Source organism: Corynebacterium sp. 1103A, assembly GCF_055700955.1.
This window is the reverse complement of the sequence record NZ_JASTTF010000017.1, coordinates 1-18675: the sequence shown is the minus strand read 5'-3', so window position 1 is coordinate 18675 and position 18675 is coordinate 1. Positions and strand designations below refer to the sequence as shown.

At 66.1% G+C, this 18675-nt stretch carries 15 protein-coding genes; all 15 read left to right on the top strand.

Going from position 1 to position 18675, the window contains the following annotated elements; genetic code table 11:
* Window positions 1-136: 136 nt before the first annotated feature.
* A complete protein-coding gene (locus QQS52_RS10660) occupies window positions 137-937 on the top strand; it encodes a TrmH family RNA methyltransferase (protein WP_472773839.1) in 801 nt (266 codons plus the stop codon).
* A 127-nt stretch (window positions 938-1064) separates the two neighbouring features.
* Window positions 1065-2111: a phenylalanine--tRNA ligase subunit alpha gene (gene pheS / locus QQS52_RS10655; RefSeq protein ID WP_472773838.1), complete on the top strand. Its 1047-nt coding sequence runs from the start codon at window positions 1065-1067 to the stop codon at window positions 2109-2111.
* Between the two features lie 38 nt (window positions 2112-2149).
* Window positions 2150-4663, top strand: coding sequence for a phenylalanine--tRNA ligase subunit beta (gene pheT, locus QQS52_RS10650; protein WP_472773837.1), 2514 nt, complete (start codon window positions 2150-2152; stop codon window positions 4661-4663).
* A 146-nt stretch (window positions 4664-4809) separates the two neighbouring features.
* Complete coding sequence (gene argC, locus QQS52_RS10645) at window positions 4810-5868, top strand: N-acetyl-gamma-glutamyl-phosphate reductase (protein ID WP_472773836.1); 1059 nt, start codon at window positions 4810-4812, stop codon at window positions 5866-5868.
* Between the two features lie 62 nt (window positions 5869-5930).
* Window positions 5931-7145 carry a bifunctional glutamate N-acetyltransferase/amino-acid acetyltransferase ArgJ gene (gene argJ, locus QQS52_RS10640; protein ID WP_472773835.1) on the top strand — a complete coding sequence of 405 codons (1215 nt, stop codon included), beginning with the start codon at window positions 5931-5933 and terminating at the stop codon, window positions 7143-7145.
* 57 nt (window positions 7146-7202) lie between these two features.
* Window positions 7203-8180, top strand: a complete 978-nt coding sequence (argB, locus tag QQS52_RS10635) for an acetylglutamate kinase (protein WP_472773834.1) — start codon at window positions 7203-7205, stop codon at window positions 8178-8180.
* The gene (locus QQS52_RS10630; protein WP_472773833.1) at window positions 8177-9358 is read left to right on the top strand and encodes an acetylornithine transaminase; all 1182 of its coding nucleotides are present in this window, start codon (window positions 8177-8179) and stop codon (window positions 9356-9358) included. The genes argB and QQS52_RS10630 overlap by 4 nt, the downstream gene beginning before the upstream one ends.
* An 88-nt stretch (window positions 9359-9446) precedes the next feature.
* On the top strand, window positions 9447-10397 hold the full coding sequence (gene argF / locus QQS52_RS10625; RefSeq protein ID WP_472773832.1) for an ornithine carbamoyltransferase: 951 nt from the start codon (window positions 9447-9449) through the stop codon (window positions 10395-10397).
* A gap of 4 nt (window positions 10398-10401) precedes the next feature.
* Window positions 10402-10893 (top strand): arginine repressor, encoded by a 492-nt coding sequence (locus QQS52_RS10620; protein ID WP_070769328.1) that lies wholly within the window; start codon window positions 10402-10404, stop codon window positions 10891-10893.
* 127 nt (window positions 10894-11020) lie between these two features.
* A complete protein-coding gene (locus QQS52_RS10615) occupies window positions 11021-12238 on the top strand; it encodes an argininosuccinate synthase (protein WP_472773831.1) in 1218 nt (405 codons plus the stop codon).
* Window positions 12239-13684 (top strand): argininosuccinate lyase, encoded by a 1446-nt coding sequence (gene argH / locus QQS52_RS10610; RefSeq protein ID WP_472773830.1) that lies wholly within the window; start codon window positions 12239-12241, stop codon window positions 13682-13684.
* Between the two features lie 303 nt (window positions 13685-13987).
* Window positions 13988-15511 (top strand): amino acid permease, encoded by a 1524-nt coding sequence (locus QQS52_RS10605; protein WP_472773829.1) that lies wholly within the window; start codon window positions 13988-13990, stop codon window positions 15509-15511.
* A 93-nt stretch (window positions 15512-15604) separates the two neighbouring features.
* The gene (locus QQS52_RS10600) at window positions 15605-16633 is read left to right on the top strand and encodes an ornithine cyclodeaminase (RefSeq protein ID WP_472773828.1); all 1029 of its coding nucleotides are present in this window, start codon (window positions 15605-15607) and stop codon (window positions 16631-16633) included.
* A gap of 222 nt (window positions 16634-16855) precedes the next feature.
* Window positions 16856-17029, top strand: coding sequence for a Trm112 family protein (locus QQS52_RS10595; protein ID WP_070769337.1), 174 nt, complete (start codon window positions 16856-16858; stop codon window positions 17027-17029).
* A gap of 62 nt (window positions 17030-17091) precedes the next feature.
* A complete protein-coding gene (gene tyrS / locus QQS52_RS10590; RefSeq protein WP_472773827.1) occupies window positions 17092-18351 on the top strand; it encodes a tyrosine--tRNA ligase in 1260 nt (419 codons plus the stop codon).
* Window positions 18352-18675 lie beyond the last annotated feature (324 nt).

Genomic DNA, 18675 nt, shown 5'->3' with positions numbered 1-18675 from the left:
GAGTAGTTTTTTGCTACTTCGCCTTCCACCCTGCGCCCGCCACTGGTCAACAGTGCTCCGGCCGCGGGGTTTTCTCTTGTCTGGGGCGGCGGTCCCCGTCGCGGTGGGGCGGTCCCTGCCTGCTAGATTGGCGGGTATGACACTGGATTTTTCCCAACCTCTAACCGAACGCACGCCCCGAGTGGTCAAGGCCGCGAAGCTGCACCGGGCCGCGGCCCGGCGTAAGGCCGGCGCCTTCCTCATCGAGGGCGAGAACGCCGTCGATGCAGCCGTGTCCACCGGCGCGGCCACCGACGTCTTCGCCACGGAGCAGGCGGCGGAGCGTTTCGTTGAGATCCTTACTGCCGCCGGCTACATGGACGTCTACGTTCACCCGATTACGTATAAGGCCGCCAAGTCGCTGTCCGACACGGCGACCACCACCGGGCTTTTCGCCGTGTGCCGGCCGGTGCTGTGGTCGGCTGGCAAGATTCTGGCGGGCAAGCCCTCGCTGGTCTCGGTCCCGGTGCTGACCAGTGAACCGGGCAATGCCGGCACCCTGATCCGCACCTCGGACGCCATGGGCGCCGACGGCGTCATCTTCGCCGGCGAGACCGTTGACCCGCTGGGCTGCAAGGTGGCGCGGGCATCGGCCGGCTCGCTCTTCCACGTGCCGGTGGCGCGTGAGACCCACGTCAAGGACGTGCTGGGCCAGCTGCGCTCCCACGATCTGCAGATCCTGGCCACCGCCGCGGACGGGGAGGCGGATCTCGCGGACGTCGACCTGTCCCAGCCCACGGCCTGGCTCTTCGGCAACGAGGCCCGCGGGCTGGGGCGGGACCTACTGGACCAGGCGGACCTTAGGGTGCGGATTCCGATCCGCGGCCGCGCCGAGTCCCTCAACCTCGCCACGGCCGCCAGCATTTGCCTCTACGAGTCCGCCAAGGCGCAGGGCTAGCCCGAGCCAACCCGGCTAACTCGGGTTGGCGGAGGGGACAAAACTCCCGCCCCGGCGCCGGTGCGCAGGGCTAGAGCGGGTAACATAGCCTCCGTTAGTTTAAGCGTGAGAAGAAGGTTGAAGCTACGTGTCAGATACCCCCGAGATTGAATTGACAGACGCGGCCCTGGCCGCGGCCGCAGACGAGGCTATCGCCGCTTTTGAGGGCGCCGAGGACCTGGCCGGGCTGGCGCAGGCGCATCGGGAGCACTTGGGCGAGCAAGGATATATCCCGCAGGCCCGCAAGTCCCTCGGATCGCTGCCGAAGGACCAGCGCAAGGACGCGGGCAAGGCTGTCAACATGGCGCGCGGTAAGGCCGAGAAGCGCTACGCACAGCTGAAGAAGGAGCTCGAGGAGCGCGCCCGCCAGGAGCAGCTAGTCGCGGAAACCGTGGACGTGACCATCCCGACTACCCGCGCCCAGACCGGCGCGCTGCACCCGATTACGGCGCTGTCCGAGCGGATCGCCGACATCTTCGTTGGCATGGGTTGGGAGATCGCTGACGGCCCCGAGGTCGAGGCCGAGTACTTTAACTTCGACGCGCTGAACTTCAAGCCGGACCACCCGGCCCGCACGCTGCAGGACACCTTCCACGTTTCCGTGGAAGGCTCCAAGCAGGTGCTGCGCACCCATACCTCTCCGGTGCAGGTCCGTACCATGCTGGACCGCGACGTCCCGCTGTACATTGCCTGCCCGGGCCGCGTCTTCCGTACCGACGAGCTGGACGCCACCCACACTCCGGTCTTCCACCAGGTGGAGGGGCTAGCCGTCGACAAGGGCCTGACGATGGCCCACCTGCGCGGCACCCTGGACCACCTTGCCCAGGTGCTCTTCGGACCGGAAACCAAGACCCGCATGCGCACCAACTATTTCCCGTTCACCGAGCCGTCGGCCGAGGTCGACGTCTGGTTCCCGAACAAGAAGGGCGGCGCCGGCTGGATCGAGTGGGGCGGTTGCGGCATGGTCAACCCGAACGTGCTGCGCGCCGTGGGTGTCGACCCGTCCGAGTACACCGGTTTCGCCTTCGGCATGGGGCTGGAGCGCACCCTCCAGTTCCGCAACGGGCTGTCCGACATGCGCGACATGGTCGAGGGCGACGTCCGCTTCACCCTGCCGTTCGGAATCCAGGCCTAGGCCGCTACCCAGACTTTTAGAAAGGAAGAATTCACCACATGCTTATTTCGCAAGGCTGGGTAACCCGCGTGCTTGGCGCCCAGAACCCGGACTGGTCGGTCAGCGCGGAGGAGCTTGATAGTGGCTTCGTGCGCGTCGGCTTCGAGACCGAGGGCTATGCCCCGCTACCGGAAACCACCGGCCCGCTGGTCATCGGCCGAGTCGAGGAGATTGAGGAACTGACCGGCTTCAAGAAGCCGATCCGCTACTGCCAGGTCAATGTCGGCGAGGCCAACGGCAGCGGCGACCTGCAGGGGATCATCTGCGGCGCCCGCAACTTCCGCGAGGGCGACCTCGTGGTCGTAGCTCTGCCGGGCGCCGAGCTGCCCGGCGGCTTCAAAATCGCCGCGCGCGAGACCTACGACCACATCTCCAACGGCATGCTGGCCTCGGCCGCGGAGTTGGGCTTCGGCGAGAAGGCCGACGGCATCATTACGCTCGGCGAGGAGGCCGGCCCAGTCGGCCGCGACGCCCGCGAGGTCATCGGCCTGGACGAGACCGTCTTCGACGTCAACATCACCCCGGACCGCGGCTACGCGCTGTCGGTGCGCGGCCTGGCCCGCGAGGTGGCCTCCGCCTTCGACGCCGACTACCGCGACTTGGCCGTGGATCCGGCCGCCGCGGGCATCGATACCGCAAACGTACCGGCTGCCGACGATGCCGCCGGCGCGCTGCCGGTCGATCTGCGGGAGGAGACGAAGGCGCAGCGTTTCGGCCTGCGCAAGGTCACCGGCATCAACCCCAACGCGCGCACCCCGTTCTGGCTGGAGCGCGAGCTCATGCTTTCTGGCCAGCGCAGCGTCAACCTGCCGACCGACGTCACCAATTACATCATGCTACTGCTGGGCTCGCCGATGCACGCCTTCGACGCTAACCAGGTCTCCGGCGGGTTGGTTATCCGCAACGCCGAGGCGGGGGAGGACTTCCAGACTCTGGACCACGTCGACCGCACCCTGGACGCCGAGGACGTCGTCATCTGCGACGACAAGGGCATCCAGTCCTTGGCCGGCGTGATGGGTGGGACCACCTCCGAGATTTCGGACGAGACCACCGACGTCATCTTCGAGGCCGCGATTTGGGATCCCATCACCGTGGCGCGGACCTCGCGCCGCCACAAGCTGTCCTCGGAAGCCTCCCGCCGCTTCGAGCGCGGCGTGGATCCGGCACTTACCGAAGTGGCCCTGGACTACGCCTGCGCGCTGCTGCAGCAGCTGGCGGGCGGCACCATTGAGGCCGGCCGCACGCTCGTCGGGGAGGTTGCCCAGCCGGCCGCCATCGAGCTGCCGGTGGATATGCCGGGCCGCTACGCCGGCGTCGACTACTCCCGCGAGACGGTCACTGCCCGCCTCGAGGAGGTCGGCTGCCAGGTTGAGAACGCGGATTCGGACGTCCTCTCGGTTACCCCGGCGACCTGGCGCACGGACATTGGCATGGACGTCGACCTCATCGAGGAGGTCCTGCGCCTGGAGGGCCTGGCCGACATCCCGTCCATCCTGCCGACCCCGCGCGGCGGCCGCGGCCTGACTCCGGCGCAGAAGCGTCGCCGGGCGATCGGGCACAGCCTGGCCTATTCCGGCTACGCGGAGATCATCCCGTCGCCGTTCGTGGCCAACGACACCTTCGACGTGTGGGGCCTGGCTGCCGACGATGCCCGCCGCCAGAACGTCGCCGTGCAGAACCCGCTGGAGGCCGACAAGGCCCAGCTGTCGACGACCCTCCTGCCGAACATGCTGGAAGCCCTCAACCGCAACGTCTCCCGCGGCCAGCCCAACCTGCGCCTCTACGGGCTGCAGCAGGTTTCCTTCCGCCGCGCGGATGCCACTCCGATGCCCTCGGTCGCCTCCCGCCCGGAGGAGGAGACCCTGGCCGAGCTGCTGGGCACCCTGCCGGAGCAGCCGCTGCACGTGGCTACCGTCTCCGCCGGCTTCGCGGATAACCCGGGCCCGTGGGGCGAGGGCCGCGCCTACACCTACGCGGATGCCATCGAGTCCGCCCGCGTCGTGGCCCGCGCGGCCGGCGTGGAGCTGGACGTGGAGGCGGCTAGCGAGCTGCCGTGGCACCCGGGCCGCTGCGCCGCGCTCAAGGTGGGCGAAAAGGTCGTCGGCTACGCCGGCGAGCTGCACCCGCAGGTGCTGGAGAAGCTGGGCGCGCCGGAGCGCGCCTGCGCCATGGAGCTGGATGTCACGGCGCTCCCGCTGGACGAGCGCTTCCCGGCGCCGGTGCTCTCGGCCTTCCCGGCCCTGCATCAGGACATTGCCCTGACCGTCGCGGAGGACGTGCCGGCTGAAAAGGTCCGCCGCGTCATAGCGAAGGGCGCCGGTGAGCTGCTCGAGTCCGTGGAGCTCTTCGACGTCTTCCGCGGCGAGCAGCTGGGGGCGGACAAGAAGTCGCTCGCCTTCAAGCTGCTCTTCCGCGCCCCGGACCGCACGCTGACCGACGAGGAAGTCAACGCGCACCGCGAGGCCGCCGCCGCCTTGGCCGAACAGGAACTGGGCGCCCAGATCCGCGCCTAAGTCCTCGCCCGCACCTACCCCCGCCGCACCCAGCGGCGGGTGTTTATGCATTTTCGGGGGTAGTAAAAACGCTAGAAAGCGGCAAAAGTCTGGCACTTTAGTTGAATAACTTACATCCGGATGCATATTTAGCTATGCTCGCGGCTATGAGTATTCACGTCGCACTAGCTGGCGCCACCGGGTACGCCGGTGGCGAAATCCTCCGCCTCCTGCTCGCACACCCCGCGTACCGCCGTGGCGACCTGACCATCGGGTCGCTGTGCGCGCACTCTCAGGCCGGGGCCTGCGTGGCCGAGGCGCTCCCTCACCTGCCCGAGCTGGCCGACCGCACGCTGGAAGACACGACCGTCGAGACCCTTTCCGGCCACGACGTCGTCTTCCTGGCCTTGCCCCACGGGCACTCGGCCGCCCTGGCCCAGCAGTTGCCGGACGAGGTCCTGGTCATCGACTGCGCCGCCGACTTCCGGCTTCAAGACCCGGCCGTCTGGGATACCTACTACGGCACCGAGCACGCCGGGTCCTGGCCCTACGGGCTGCCGGAGCTGCCCGGCCACCGAGAGGCCATCGCCGCGGCGCGCCGCGTGGCCGTGCCGGGGTGTTTCCCGACGGCTGTCACGCTGGCGGCCTTCCCGGCGCTGCAGGGCGGCATCATAGTGCCGAACTTCGACGTCGTGGCCGTCACCGGTCTTTCGGGGGCGGGCAAGAAGGCCGCGGTGGCTTTCAGCGGCTCCGAGACCATTGGCAACGTCAAGGCCTACAGCCCGGGCGGCACCCACCGACACACCCCGGAGATGGTCCAGAACCTCTCCGAAATCACGGCCGGCGTAACCGTTAGCTTCACCCCGGTGCTCGCTCCCATGACGCGGGGAATCCTGGCCACGGTGACCGCTCCGCTGGCCGCCGACGCCGCAGAGGATGCCGCCGCCGTCGAGGACGCCGCCCGGCGCGCTTACGCAGCGGCCTACGCGGACGAGGCCTTCTGTCAGCTGTTGCCGCGGGGCGCGCAGCCCCAGGTCAAGCACGTCGTCGGATCGAACTTCGCCCAGATCCAGGTCCACGTCGACGCGGTGGCGCGCCGCCTAATCATGACCTCCGCCATCGACAACCTGATTAAGGGCACCGCCGGGGCCGCAGTGCAGTGCCTCAACCTCGCCCTCGGCTGGGAGGAAACGGTCGGGCTTAACGGCACCGCCGTCCTGCCCTAGAGGCGGGAGAATCCTCCGCGCCGCCATTCCTTTCCCCAAAAAACACCTTGTAGGAGAACCCCATGCACACCCACACCCTAGAAACAAACGCCGCCCCAGACGAATGCGGGGTCGTGACCCCGGCCGGGTTTAGCGCTTACGCCGCGACCGCCGGGCTCAAGCCCTCCGGCAAGCCCGACATGGCGCTGGTCGTCAACGAGGGCCCGTCCAGCGCGGCCGCCGCGGTCTTTACCCAGAACCAGGTCGTGGCCGCGCCCGTCAAATACAGCCGAAAGGCCGTGGCCGACGGCAGCGTGCGCGCCGTGGTGATTAACTCCGGCAACGCGAACGCCTGCAACGGCGCCCAGGGTGACCAGGACGCCGAGACCATGGCCCAGGAAACGGCGCAGGCGCTGGGGGTAGAGTCGCAGGAGGTGGTGGTCTGCTCGACCGGCATCATCGGCGAGCTGATGGATATGCCGGTGGTTACCGATGGCATCGACAAGCTGGGCGCGCAGGTCGCCCAGGGCGCAGGCACAACGCCGGAGGCGGCGGGCCAGGCCGCAGAAGCCATCATGACCACCGACACGGTGCCCAAGCAGGCCGCGGTTAAGCGCGAAGGCTGGTCCGTCGGCGCGATGGGCAAGGGCGTGGGCATGCTGGCGCCGTCGCTGGCGACGATGCTCGCCGTTGTCACCACCGACGCCGACGTGACTTCCGCGCAGCTGAAGACCGCGCTGGAGGCGGCGATGCCGCAGACCTTCAACACCCTGGACATCGACGGCTCAACGTCCACCAACGACACGGTGGTGGCGCTGGCCTCAGGCCGGGCGGGTGTCACTCCCGAACAGGCCGAGCTCAACGCCGCTATCCACGAGGTCTGTGCCGAAATCGCCGCCCAGATGCAGTCCGATGCTGAGGGCGTGACCAAGCGCGTGCAGATCACCGTCACCGGCGCCTACGACGATGCCGCCGCGCTGGTCGCCGCCCGCACCCTGGGCCGCGACAACCTCTTCAAATGCGCGATGTTCGGCTCCGATCCGAACTGGGGCCGGGTGCTGGCCGCCGTCGGCATGGCGCCGGTGGCGATGGATCCGGAGGGCATTGCCGTGCGCTTCAACGGCCACGTGGTCTGCGAGAACACCACGGGCACCCCGACCGCGCGCGAGGTGGACCTGAGCGGGTCGGACATCGACGTCGCCGTCGACCTGGGAACGGGCGGGGCAGGACAAGCGACGGTGCGCACGACGGACCTGTCGCACGCCTACGTCGAGATTAACTCCGCCTACAGCTCCTAGCAGCGCGCGGGATGAGTAAAACACTCAGGTGCAAGAAGAACTAGGGGAGTAGAAGCAATGGAAAATGGCACAACCGCGGGCGCCGGGGCGGGCCAGCCCGGCTTGGACAAGTTCAGCGACGCGCAGCGGGCCCAGGTCCTGGCGGCGGCGCTGCCGTGGCTCAGGCACTTCCGCGACAAGATCGTCGTGGTCAAATACGGCGGCAACGCCATGGTGGATGACGCACTCAAGGAGGCCTTCGCTGCCGACATGGTCTTCCTGCGCACGGTGGGCGCCAAGCCCGTGGTCGTCCACGGCGGCGGTCCGCAGATCAACGCGATGCTGGAGCGCGTCGGACTGCACGGCGAGTTCCGCGGCGGCTTCCGGGTGACCACACCGGAGGTCATGGAGGTAGTCCGTATGGTGCTCTTCGGCCAGGTCGGCCGGGAGCTGGTCAACCTCATCAACTCCCACGGGCCCTACGCGGTGGGCACCTCGGGGGAGGACGCCGGGCTATTCCGGGCCCGTCGCCGCGAGGTCACTATCGACGGCAAGGGCTGCGACGTTGGCCTGGTCGGCGAAATCACCGAGGTCAACCCGGCTGCGGTGCGCGACATCATCGACGCCGGGCGCATCCCGGTGGTCTCCACCATCGCCCCGGGCAACGACGGTCAAGTGTACAACATCAACGCCGACATAGCCGCCGGCGAGCTGGCCGTCGGCCTGGGCGCGGAGCGCCTGGTCATGCTGACCAACGTCGAGGGCCTCTACATCGACTATCCGGACCCGGACTCGCTGGTCTCCAAGCTGGAGGCCAGCCAACTGCGCGAGTTCATGCCGCAACTGGACACCGGGATGATCCCCAAGATGGAGGCCTGTCTCAAGGCCGTGGAAGGCGGGGTGAAGGCGGCGCACGTCATCGACGGCCGCCAGGCCCACACCGTGCTCCTCGAGCTGATGACCATGGGCGGTATCGGCACGATGGTGCTGCCCAACGACTACCAGACCAACAATTACCCGGCCGGAACGGTCTTTAGGAAGGACGACGCGAAATGAGCACCGCGCCGCAGTGGAATGACGTCATGATGAACAACTACGGCACCCCACCGCTGGCCCTGCGCAGCGGGTCGGGCGCCTGGGTGACCGACGACGCCGGCAAGGATTACCTTGACCTGGTGGCGGGCATCGCCGTGAATGCGCTGGGGCACGCCCACCCCGACATCGTGGCGGCGGTCAGCCAGCAGATTGCCCGCCTGGGCCACGTGTCCAACCTGTGTGCCTCCGACCCGATCCTCCAGGTCGCGGCCGCCCTGCGGGACAAGGTGGGCGATGCCAGCGCCCGCGTGTTCTTCTGCAATTCCGGGGCGGAGGCCAACGAGGCCGCCTTCAAGCTTGCCCGCTTGACCGCGCGGCGGCGGATACTGGCGGCCCACGGTGGTTTCCACGGCCGGACCATGGGCTCGCTGGCGCTAACGGGCCAGCCGGACAAGCAGCGCGCCTTCCGCCCGCTGCCCGGCGGGGTGGAGTTTTTCACCTACAACGACATCGACTACCTGCGTACCCTGGTGGAGCAGGACCCGGCAGACACGGCCGCCATCATCTGCGAGCCCATCCAGGGCGAGGTTGGCGTCGTGCCCGCCACGCCGGAATTCCTGCGCGCCGCCCGCGAGCTCTGCGACGAGCACGGCATCCTGCTGATTATCGACGAGGTGCAGACCGGCATCGGCCGCACGGGCTCGTTCTTCTGCTACCAGCAGGCGGGCATCCAGCCCGACGTCATCACCCTGGCTAAGGGGCTGGGCGGCGGCCTGCCGATGGGCGCGACGATCGCCCGGGACAAGGCGGCCTGGCTGTTCACGCCCGGCTCGCACGGCACGACCTTCGGAGGCAACCCCGTGGTCGCGGCGGCCGCCCAGGTGGTCATAGAACACGTCGACGAGTTCTTCTGTCAGCGCGTGAAGGATGCCGGCGCCGCGCTGCGCGAAAGGCTGACCGCCCTGGAGCAGGTGGACTACGTGCGCGGCCAGGGCCTGCTACTGGGCGTGGTACTCAACCAGCCGATGGCGAAGAAGGCCGTGCCGGCCGGATACACCCACGGACTGCTGCTCAACGCCCCCAACGAGCACGTGCTGCGCCTGTGCCCGCCGCTGGTCATCACCGACGCCGACATCGACTTCGCAGTCCAGGGAATAGCCGAGATCCTGGGCGAGCTAGCTAGCGAGCAATCCACCTAGCGGCAACACGTCTCCGCAAGCCGCTGTGGTTTATGCATGCGCGGCTATAAAATAAGATCCAAGACACACCGAAAGGACGACCAACGATATGACTACTAGCGCAAAGCTTCGGCACTTCCTGGCCGATGATGAACTGAGCCCGCAGGAGCAGGCCGAGGTGCTGAACCTGGCCCTTAAAATGAAAAAGGACCCGTACGGCTACCGGCCCCTGGAAGGCCCGCAGACCGTCGCGGTGCTTTTTGATAAGACCTCGACGCGCACGCGCTTTTCCTTCGGTTCGGGCGTGCCGCAGCTGGGCGGCCACGCGGTGGTTTCGGATACCTCGGAGACCCAGATCGGCAAAGGGGAGTCCATCCAGGACACTGCCGCGGTGATGTCGCGGTATGTCTCCGCGATCGTCTGGCGCACCTTCGTCCACCAGAACCTGGTGGACATGGTGGAAACCGCTACGGTCCCGGTGATTAACGCGCTTTCGGACGACCTGCACCCGTGTCAGATCCTGGCGGACTTGGTCACCTGCGCCGAGAATTTCGGCGGGGTAGAAAACCTCCGCGGGAAGAAGGCGGTCTACTACGGCGACGGCGCCAATAACATGGCCAACTCCTACCTGCTGGGGTTTGCCACGGCCGGTATGGACATCACCATCTGCTCGCCGGCGCAGTTCCAGCCGGAGCAGCGTTTTATCGACCGGGCGCGCGCACGGGCCGAGGTTACCGGTGCTAACGTCGTTGTCAGTGATGACGTCGCGGCCGGGGTCGGCGCCGACGTGGTGATCACGGATACGTGGGTGTCCATGGGACAGGAGGGCGACGGCAAGGACCGCCGCACCCCGTTCCTGCCGTACCAGGTCAACCAGGACATTATGGCGGCCGCAGCCGATGACGCCATCTTCCTGCACTGCCTGCCGGCCTACCGCGGCAACGAGGTGACGGCCGAGGTGATCGACGGGCCGGCCTCGCGGGTCATCGATGAGGCAGAAAATCGGATGCACGCCCAGAAGGCGTTGCTGACGTGGTTGTTGGAACGAAAGGACAGCTAGATTCATGACCGTGCCGAGTACCCGGAACGCGCGTCAGGCCAAAATCCTGGAGATCCTGGGCAAGACCCGGGTGACCAGCCAGGTGCAGCTCTCTGACCTGCTGCTGGACGAGGGGATCGACATTACCCAGGCGACGTTGTCGCGCGACCTGGACGAGCTGGGCGCGAAGAAGGTCAAGCGCGACGGCGGGCGTTCCTTCTACAAGGTCGGCGGCGAATACGAAGACTTTGACGACCAGGTCAACGGCCCGCGCGAGAAGCTGCGCCGCATGGTCGACGAGCTGGTGGTCTCCCACGATCACTCCGGCAATATAGCCATGCTGCGCACCCCAGCCGGCGCGGCGCAGTACCTGGCCAGCTTCATCGACCGCGTGGGCCTGCCGGACGTCGTCGGGTGCATCGCCGGCGACGACACGGTCTTCGTCCTGGCGCGCGAGCCGCTGGCCGGCAAGGAGCTAGGGGAGCGCCTGACCGGCCGCAGCTCCGCGAGCGAGTAGCGCCGGCGCACCAGCGCCAGGGGTGACACGCGGGGTGGCGGAGTTTGTTCCCCGTGCTCCCGGTGTATAATATTTATCCAGATGAATTAATTGCAGACAACCGTTCTCAAGAAGGAGAAGATTCGCAATGAGTGCACGCGTAGTGCTGGCCTATTCCGGCGGCCTGGACACCTCGGTGGCCATCCCGTACCTGGCCAAGATGACCGGCGGCGACGTCGTCGCGGTTTCCCTGGATCTCGGCCAGGGTGGGGAAGACATGGAGTCGGTCCGCCAGCGCGCCCTGGACTGCGGCGCCGTCGAGTCCATCGTCATCGACGCGAAGGACGAGTTCGCCGAGGAATACTGCCTGCCGACCATCCAGGCCAACGGCATGTACATGAAACAGTATCCGCTGGTTTCCGCCATCTCCCGCCCGCTCATCGTCAAGCACCTGGTCGAGGCTGCCCAAGAGCACGGCGGTACCCACGTTTCCCACGGCTGTACCGGTAAGGGCAACGACCAGGTACGCTTCGAGGTCTCCTTCCGCGCGCTGGATCCGTCCCTGGAGATCATCGCCCCGGCCCGTGACTACGCCTGGACCCGCGACAAGGCCATCGCCTTCGCGGAGGAGATCGACCTGCCGATCGAGCAGTCCGCCTCCTCGCCGTTCTCCATCGACCAGAACGTCTGGGGCCGCGCCGTTGAGACCGGCTTCCTGGAGGATCTGTGGAACCCGCCGACAAAGGACCTCTACGCCTATACCGAGGATCCGGGCCTGGGCAACGCCCCGGACGAGGTTGTCATCTCCTTTGAGAAGGGCAAGCCGGTGGCCATCGACGGCCAGCCGGTGACCGTCCTGCAGGCCATCGAGCAGATGAACCAGCGCGCCGGCGCCCAGGGTATCGGGCGCCTGGACATGGTCGAGGACCGCCTGGTGGGCATCAAGTCCCGCGAGGTCTACGAGGCCCCGGGCGCTATCGCACTCATCAAGGCCCACGAGGCGCTGGAGGACGTGACCGTCGAGCGTGAGCTGGCCCGCTACAAGCGGCTCACCGACGCCCGCTGGTCCGAGGAGGTCTACGACGGCCTCTGGTTCTCCCCGCTGAAGAAGGCGCTGGATCAGTTCATCCAGTCCTCCCAGGAGAACGTCACCGGCGACATCCGCATGGTCATGCACGCCGGTTCCATCGTGGTCAACGGCCGCCGTTCGGGCCAGTCCCTGTACGACTTCGACCTGGCCACCTACGACACCGGCGACGCCTTCGACCAGACCGCAGCCAAGGGCTTCGTACAGCTGCACGGCCTGTCCACGCAGATTTCTAACCAGCGCGACCGGGACGGCGGCTTCCGCACGGGGGCGAAGTAGATGCAGCCCCACAAGACGAACGAGGGCGCCCTCTGGGGCGGCCGGTTCTCCGGCGGGCCCTCTGAGGCGATGTTTGCCCTCAGCGTGTCCACCCACTTCGACTGGGTCCTGGCGCCCTACGACGTGCTCGCCTCCCAGGCCCACGCCCGGGTCCTGCACAAGGCCGGCCTGCTCAGCGATGCCGACTTTGAGACCATGATCTCCGGGCTGCAGCAGCTGGGCAAGGACGTCGCCTCCGGCGAGTTCACGCCGAACGCGCACGACGAGGATGTCCACGGCGCCATGGAGCGCGGGCTCATCGAGCGCGTCGGCCCCGAGGTCGGCGGCCGGCTGCGCGCTGGCCGCTCCCGCAACGACCAGGTCGCGACCCTGTTCCGCATGTGGGTCCGCGACGCGATCCGCGATATCACGGCGCAAATCACCGAGCTGGTCGATGCCCTGGTCGAGCAGGCGGGTGCGCACCCGGAGGCCATCATGCCGGGCAAGACGCACTCGCAGGCCGCCCAGCCCATCCTGCTGGCCCACGAGCTTCTGGCCCATGCCCAGCCGCTGCTGCGCGACATTGAGCGCTTCCGGGACTTAGACAAGCGCCTGGCGATTTCTCCCTACGGCTCCGGCGCCCTGGCGGGCTCGTCGCTGGCGCTGGATCCGGAGGCCATCGCCGAGGAACTAGGCTTCGACGCGGCGGCGGAGAACTCGCTGGACGCGACCGCCTCGCGCGACTTTGCCGCGGAGGCCGCCTACGTCCTCGCGCAGACGGCCATCGACATGTCTCGCCTGGCCGAGGAGATCATCTACTGGTGCACGCCGGAATACGGCTACGTCAGCCTGGATGATGCCTGGTCGACGGGCTCGTCCATCATGCCGCAGAAGAAGAACCCGGACGTGCCCGAGCTCACCCGCGGCAAGACCGGCCGGATCCTCGGCAACCTGACGGGCCTGCTGGCCACGCTCAAGGCGCAGCCGCTGGCCTATAACCGCGACCTGCAGGAAGACAAGGAGCCGATCGTGGACTCGGTCGCCCAGCTCAACCTGCTGTTGCCGGCGATGACGGGCCTGGTCAGCACCCTGGTCTTCCACGAGGACCGCATGCGCGAGCTCGCCCCGCGCGGGTTCACGCTTGCCACGGACCTGGCCGAGTGGATGGTGCGCCAGGGCGTGCCCTTCCGCCAGGCGCACGAGGCCTCCGGCGAGTGCGTGCGGATCGCCGAGGAGCGTGGCGTCGACCTCATCGATCTCACCGACGCGGAGCTTACCGGGGTCCACGAGGCTTTGAAGCCTGAGGTCCGCGAGGTGCTGACCATCGATGGCGCGGTCGCCTCCCGCTCCACCAAGGGCGGTACCGCGGGCGTGCGCGTGGCGGAGCAGCGCGAGCTTGTTGCCCAGCGCAACGCCGAAGCGAAAGCCTGGGCCGGTACGCCGGTTATCCCCGGCGTCCAGAAATAGGGGCCGCTAACTGGCCCAGCTGCCATTAGCGAACCGGCGCGGTCTCGTTGCCTCCTACGGGAGCCGACGAAGCCGCGCCGGTTTTGTTGATCGCACGGGTGAGTTCTACCACTTTCGGGGCTAGGGGTTCTCACCGTGCGGCGTCTTATTTTCTGTGGTGGTGGGGGTGCGCCCGGCACAAGTCTGAGAAACGAGACGTTGGAGGGTGCGTCCAGTCACAGAAATGTGAAAGGTGTACTACAGTTCACCGAAGCGGATGTGATCCGTGCTACTTAAACGTGGACAGATTTAGAAAGCCTACCTATGACAACCAATCCAACGGGCTCCGAGTCAGCCCCCCACGAGGCAGAGCGCAACGTCTATGCCTCCGAGGACCATGGCTTGCAACAGGGGATGGGCAACCGCCAGCTCCAGATGATTGCCATCGGTTCCGCCATCGGTACCGGCCTCTTGCTGGGCACCGGTACCCGCCTTGAACAGGCCGGTCCTTCGCTGGCCGTGCTCTACCTCATCTGCGGTATGTTCGGCTACGTCATCTTGCGCTCGCTGGGCGAGCTGATTGTCTACCGCCCGAGCTCCGGCTCGTTCGTCTCCTATGCCCGAGAGTTCTACGGCGAAAAGACGGCTTTCGTGACCGGCTGGCTCTACTGGGGCAACTGGGCTATGACCTTGGTTGCCGACGCCACGGCCGTGGCCCTCTACATCAAGTGGTTCTCGCAGTACACCCACTGGATCGAAGACATCCCGCAGTGGGTGCTGGCGCTGCTGGTCATCGGCGGCATCCTGCTGTTCAACATGATGTCGGTGAAGATCTTCGGCGAGCTCGAGTACTGGTTCTCCATGATCAAGGTCGTCGCGCTGCTCATCTTCATGCTGGTGGCAATCGGCGTGGTCATTTTCGGCCACCCGAGCGGCGACCCGACTGGGTTCAGCCTGATTTCTGATGCTGGCGGCTGGCTGCCGAACGGCTTCATCCCGGCCGTCATCGTCATCCAGGGCGTGGTCTTCGCCTACGCCGGCATCGAGCTAGTCGGTACCACCAGTGGTGAGACCAAGGACGTCGAGAAGCACATCCCGCGAGCGGTCAACAACGTCCTAGTCCGCATCCTGGTCTTCTACTTCGGCTCCGTGCTGCTACTGACCCTGGTCCTGCCGTACACCGAATACATTGCGAACGTCTCACCGTTCGTGACCTTCTTTGAGTCCCTGGGCATCGCGGCTGCGGCCCCGATCTTCCAGCTGGTGGTCATCACCGCGGCGATCTCCTCGTTGAACGCCGGCCTGTACTCGACAGGCCGTATTATGTACAACATGTCGACCGCCGGCTCCGGCCCGAAGTTCGGCGCCCGGATGTCCAAGTCGGGCGTGCCCTACGGCGGCATCGTCATGGCAGCCTTCGTGGGCCTGGCAGGCGTGTTCCTGAACTTCATCGTCCCGGAGGCGGCCTTCGAAATCGTGCTGAACCTGGCGGCGCTGGGAACGCTGGCATCGTGGGCAGCGATCGCGCTGGCGCACCTGAAGTTCGTGCGCTTGTCCAAGAGCGGACGCTACACGCGTCCGGGATACCGCTCGCCCTTCGGCGCGGTCGGGGACTGGGCCACACTGGTCTTTATCGGCGTGGTCATCGTCCTGATGGCCTTCGACTACCCGATCGGCACCTACGCTCTGGGGGCCTCCATCCTGCTGGTACCCGTCTTCATGGTGATGTGGTTCGCCTGGCGCGACCGCATTCGGGCCATCGCAGATGAACGCCGCGCCAAGCACCTGCCGACGTCCAGCTTCCCGGCTGCCCCGCAGACGGACCTGCACCCGCGCAATCAAAAGTAAGTAGGATCTCTAACGGTTACAACTTAGCGTTGGGATACGGACCGGCGCTCAAGAAAACGGCACCGTTAGTTAAGAAAGGAAGATTGAGAAACAATGGTCAAATTCGTCGACGTAGAGAACATGGCGCGCTGGATTCAGCGCGACGGCGTGGAAAACATCATCACCGGCATGGTCGAGTACCTCGAGAACGACTACCGCCGCTGGGAGCGCTTCGACAAGATCCCGCGCGTGGCCTCCCACACCCCGTTCGGCGTCATCGAGCTCATGCCGACCTCGGACGGCGAGGAGTACGCCTTCAAGTTCGTCAACGGCCACCCGTCGAACCCGGCCCGCGGCTTCCAGACCGTGACCGCCTTCGGCGTGCTCGCCGACGTGGACAACGGTTACCCGACCTTCGAGGCGGAGATGACCTTGCTGACCGCTCTGCGCACGGCCGCGACCTCCGCGATGGTGGCCAAGTACCTGGCCCGCAAGGACTCCAAGCGCATGGCCATGGTGGGCGCCGGTTCCCAGTCCGAGTTCCAGGCGCTGGGCTTCCGCGGCGTGCTGGGCATCGAGGACATCACCATCTACGACATTGACCCCGACGCCGTCGAGAAGTTTAAGCGCAACCTGGAGCCGCTCGGCTTCAACATCACCGCTTGCAACAGCGTCGATGAGGCCGTGCTGGGCGCCGATATCGTCACCACCTGCACCGCGGACAAGGCCCAGAACCAGATTCTGGCCGAGCGCCACGTCGCCCCGGGTGTGCACCTCAACGCCGTCGGCGGCGACTGCCCGGGCAAGACCGAGCTGGAAGCCTCCATCCTGGACAAGTCCAAGGTCTTCGTCGAGTTCCCGGAGCAGACCCGCATCGAGGGCGAAATTCAGCAGATGCCGGAGGACTTCCCGGTCACGGAGTTCTACCAGGTCCTGACCGGCCAGGCGACCGGCCGCGATGACGACGAGCAGATCACCCTCTTCGACGACGTGGGATTTGCTATCAACGACTTCTCCGCCCTGCGCTACGTCCGCGACGCGGTCAAGGGCACCGAGCTGGAGACCGACATCGACATCATTGCCAACCCGGACGATCCGAAGGATCTGTTCTCCCTCGTGGCGAACGTCCCGTCCCTGATTTAACCGGCAGCGGGTCAACCTAGAACCCGCGCGCCCGACCGACCCCGCCTCCCAGCGGTGCACACGCCGATAGGGAAGCGGGGTTTAGTCTTGCTCGCCGCCGGCCCTGACCAACCCAGCGTAAACCCGCGCCGAAACTGGGGCGAGAAGCCAACCGGAAACCCGCCACTGGGAATCGCGGGGCCAAGCCCGCGGGGTGGAAGCACAACAGGTACGATGATGGGCATGAGTTGTGACCCCGCCCTCCTAGACATCTTGGTTTGTCCGCAGGATAAAGGCCCGCTGGAGTATATCGAGGACCAGCAGGTCCTAGTAAACAAGCGCTTGGGGATCGCCTATCCCATCGAGGACGGCATCCCGGTCATGCTGGCCGACGAGGCCAAGAAGTGGCCGGCCTAACCCCGGCACCAGCGGCACCCGGAAACTACACCAGACGAGATCGACTAGAAGGGCGATTTTTCATGAATATCATCGATGAGTTGCAATGGCGCGGCCTGATCAACCAGTCCACGGACCTTGAGGCCCTGCGCGAGGCCTGCGAGCAGCCCATCACCCTGTACTGCGGCTTTGACCCGACCGGGGATTCCCTGCACGCCGGCCACCTAGTCCCGATGATCATGCTGCGCCGCTTCCAGGAAGCCGGCCACCACCCGCTGGTCCTGGCCGGCGGTGCCACCGGTTTTATCGGGGATCCGCGCGACGTGGGGGAGCGCTCCATGCTCTCCGAGGACGTCATCGAGAAGAACCTCGGTGCCATCAAGTGCCAGCTGCGTCGCTTCGTCGACTTCGAGGGCGAGAACGCAGCGACCCTGGTCAACAACGCTGACTGGACGATGAACATGTCCGTCATCGATTTCTTGCGCGACGTGGGCAAGAACTTCTCCCTGAACACGATGTTGGATCGTGACACCGTCAAGCGCCGCCTGGAGGCCGATGGCATTTCCTACACCGAGTTCTCCTACATGCTGTTGCAGTCCAACGACTACGTGCAGCTGCGCCGCAACTACGACTGCATCCTGCAGATCGGCGGCGGCGACCAGTGGGGCAACATCGTCTCCGGCGTGGACCTGAACCGACGCGTCGACGGAGCCAAGGTCCACGGCCTGACCGTACCGCTTGTCACCGACGCCAACGGCCAGAAGTTCGGCAAGTCCACCGGCGGCGGCAAGCTCTGGCTGGATGCGGAGAAGACCTCCCCGTACTCCTGGTACCAGTACTTCCTGAACGCTGGCGACTCCGTGGTCATTGACTACCTGCGTTGGTTCACCTTCCTGAACCAGGAAGAGATTGCCGAGTACCAGCAGAAGGTAGAGACCGAGCCGTACAAGCGCGAGGCGCAGCGCCGCCTGGCCCAGGAGATGACCGACTTGGTCCACGGCAAGGAAGCAACGAGGTCCGTGGAGCTCGCCGCCCAGGCGCTGTTTGGCAAGGCCAACCTGACGGACCTGGACGAGGAGACGCTGCGGGGTGCCCTCTCCGAGACCGAGGTCGCCGAGATCGAGCCCGGCCAGCCCCGCACCATCGTGGACCTTCTGGTCGCCAGCGGCCTGGCGGATTCGAAGGGTGCGGCCCGCCGCACCATCAAGGAAGGCGGCGCGTACGTCAACAACGAGCGGGTAAGCGATTCCGAGTGGGAGCCGTCCGAGAGTGACTTTCTGCATGGGGCCTGGTTGGTCCTGCGCCGCGGTAAGAAGAACTTCGCCGGCGCCAGGTTCGTCTAAAACCCACTAAATGCAGCAAACAGCGGCGTCGAAAGTTAACCCGTCACCACCCGGTGACGGGTTTTGCGCGTTTAGCAGGGGATTTGTGGAAAGTCAGAGCGGTGTGTAAATTAATCCGAGTCGCCGCGAGAGCAGGTGACAGGGAGTTAAACTCCAGGTTGACTTTGGTTTAAAAGTTGGTCTAAGATTTAAATCCCAGTTACAAAGCACGAACTACGCTAGACAATAGCGCGGAACGGTTTTGCAACAGTGATGTTTGAGAACTCAATAGTGTACCAATGTACTTTTTGCATTTGTGTGGATGGTTGTGTTGGTGTGTGCCGG

What these genes read in the sequence shown, in the direction of transcription:
- QQS52_RS10660 (WP_472773839.1), top strand. Translation starts at nt 137, where the DNA reads ATGACACTGGATTTTTCCCAACCTCTAACCGAACGCACGCCCCGAGTG.
- pheT (WP_472773837.1), top strand. Translation starts at nt 2,150, where the DNA reads ATGCTTATTTCGCAAGGCTGGGTAACCCGCGTGCTTGGCGCCCAGAAC.
- argC (WP_472773836.1), top strand. Translation starts at nt 4,810, where the DNA reads ATGAGTATTCACGTCGCACTAGCTGGCGCCACCGGGTACGCCGGTGGC.
- argJ (WP_472773835.1), top strand. Translation starts at nt 5,931, where the DNA reads ATGCACACCCACACCCTAGAAACAAACGCCGCCCCAGACGAATGCGGG.
- argB (WP_472773834.1), top strand. Translation starts at nt 7,203, where the DNA reads ATGGAAAATGGCACAACCGCGGGCGCCGGGGCGGGCCAGCCCGGCTTG.
- QQS52_RS10630 (WP_472773833.1), top strand. Translation starts at nt 8,177, where the DNA reads ATGAGCACCGCGCCGCAGTGGAATGACGTCATGATGAACAACTACGGC.
- argF (WP_472773832.1), top strand. Translation starts at nt 9,447, where the DNA reads ATGACTACTAGCGCAAAGCTTCGGCACTTCCTGGCCGATGATGAACTG.
- QQS52_RS10620 (WP_070769328.1), top strand. Translation starts at nt 10,402, where the DNA reads ATGACCGTGCCGAGTACCCGGAACGCGCGTCAGGCCAAAATCCTGGAG.
- QQS52_RS10615 (WP_472773831.1), top strand. Translation starts at nt 11,021, where the DNA reads ATGAGTGCACGCGTAGTGCTGGCCTATTCCGGCGGCCTGGACACCTCG.
- argH (WP_472773830.1), top strand. Translation starts at nt 12,239, where the DNA reads ATGCAGCCCCACAAGACGAACGAGGGCGCCCTCTGGGGCGGCCGGTTC.
- QQS52_RS10605 (WP_472773829.1), top strand. Translation starts at nt 13,988, where the DNA reads ATGACAACCAATCCAACGGGCTCCGAGTCAGCCCCCCACGAGGCAGAG.
- QQS52_RS10600 (WP_472773828.1), top strand. Translation starts at nt 15,605, where the DNA reads ATGGTCAAATTCGTCGACGTAGAGAACATGGCGCGCTGGATTCAGCGC.
- QQS52_RS10595 (WP_070769337.1), top strand. Translation starts at nt 16,856, where the DNA reads ATGAGTTGTGACCCCGCCCTCCTAGACATCTTGGTTTGTCCGCAGGAT.
- tyrS (WP_472773827.1), top strand. Translation starts at nt 17,092, where the DNA reads ATGAATATCATCGATGAGTTGCAATGGCGCGGCCTGATCAACCAGTCC.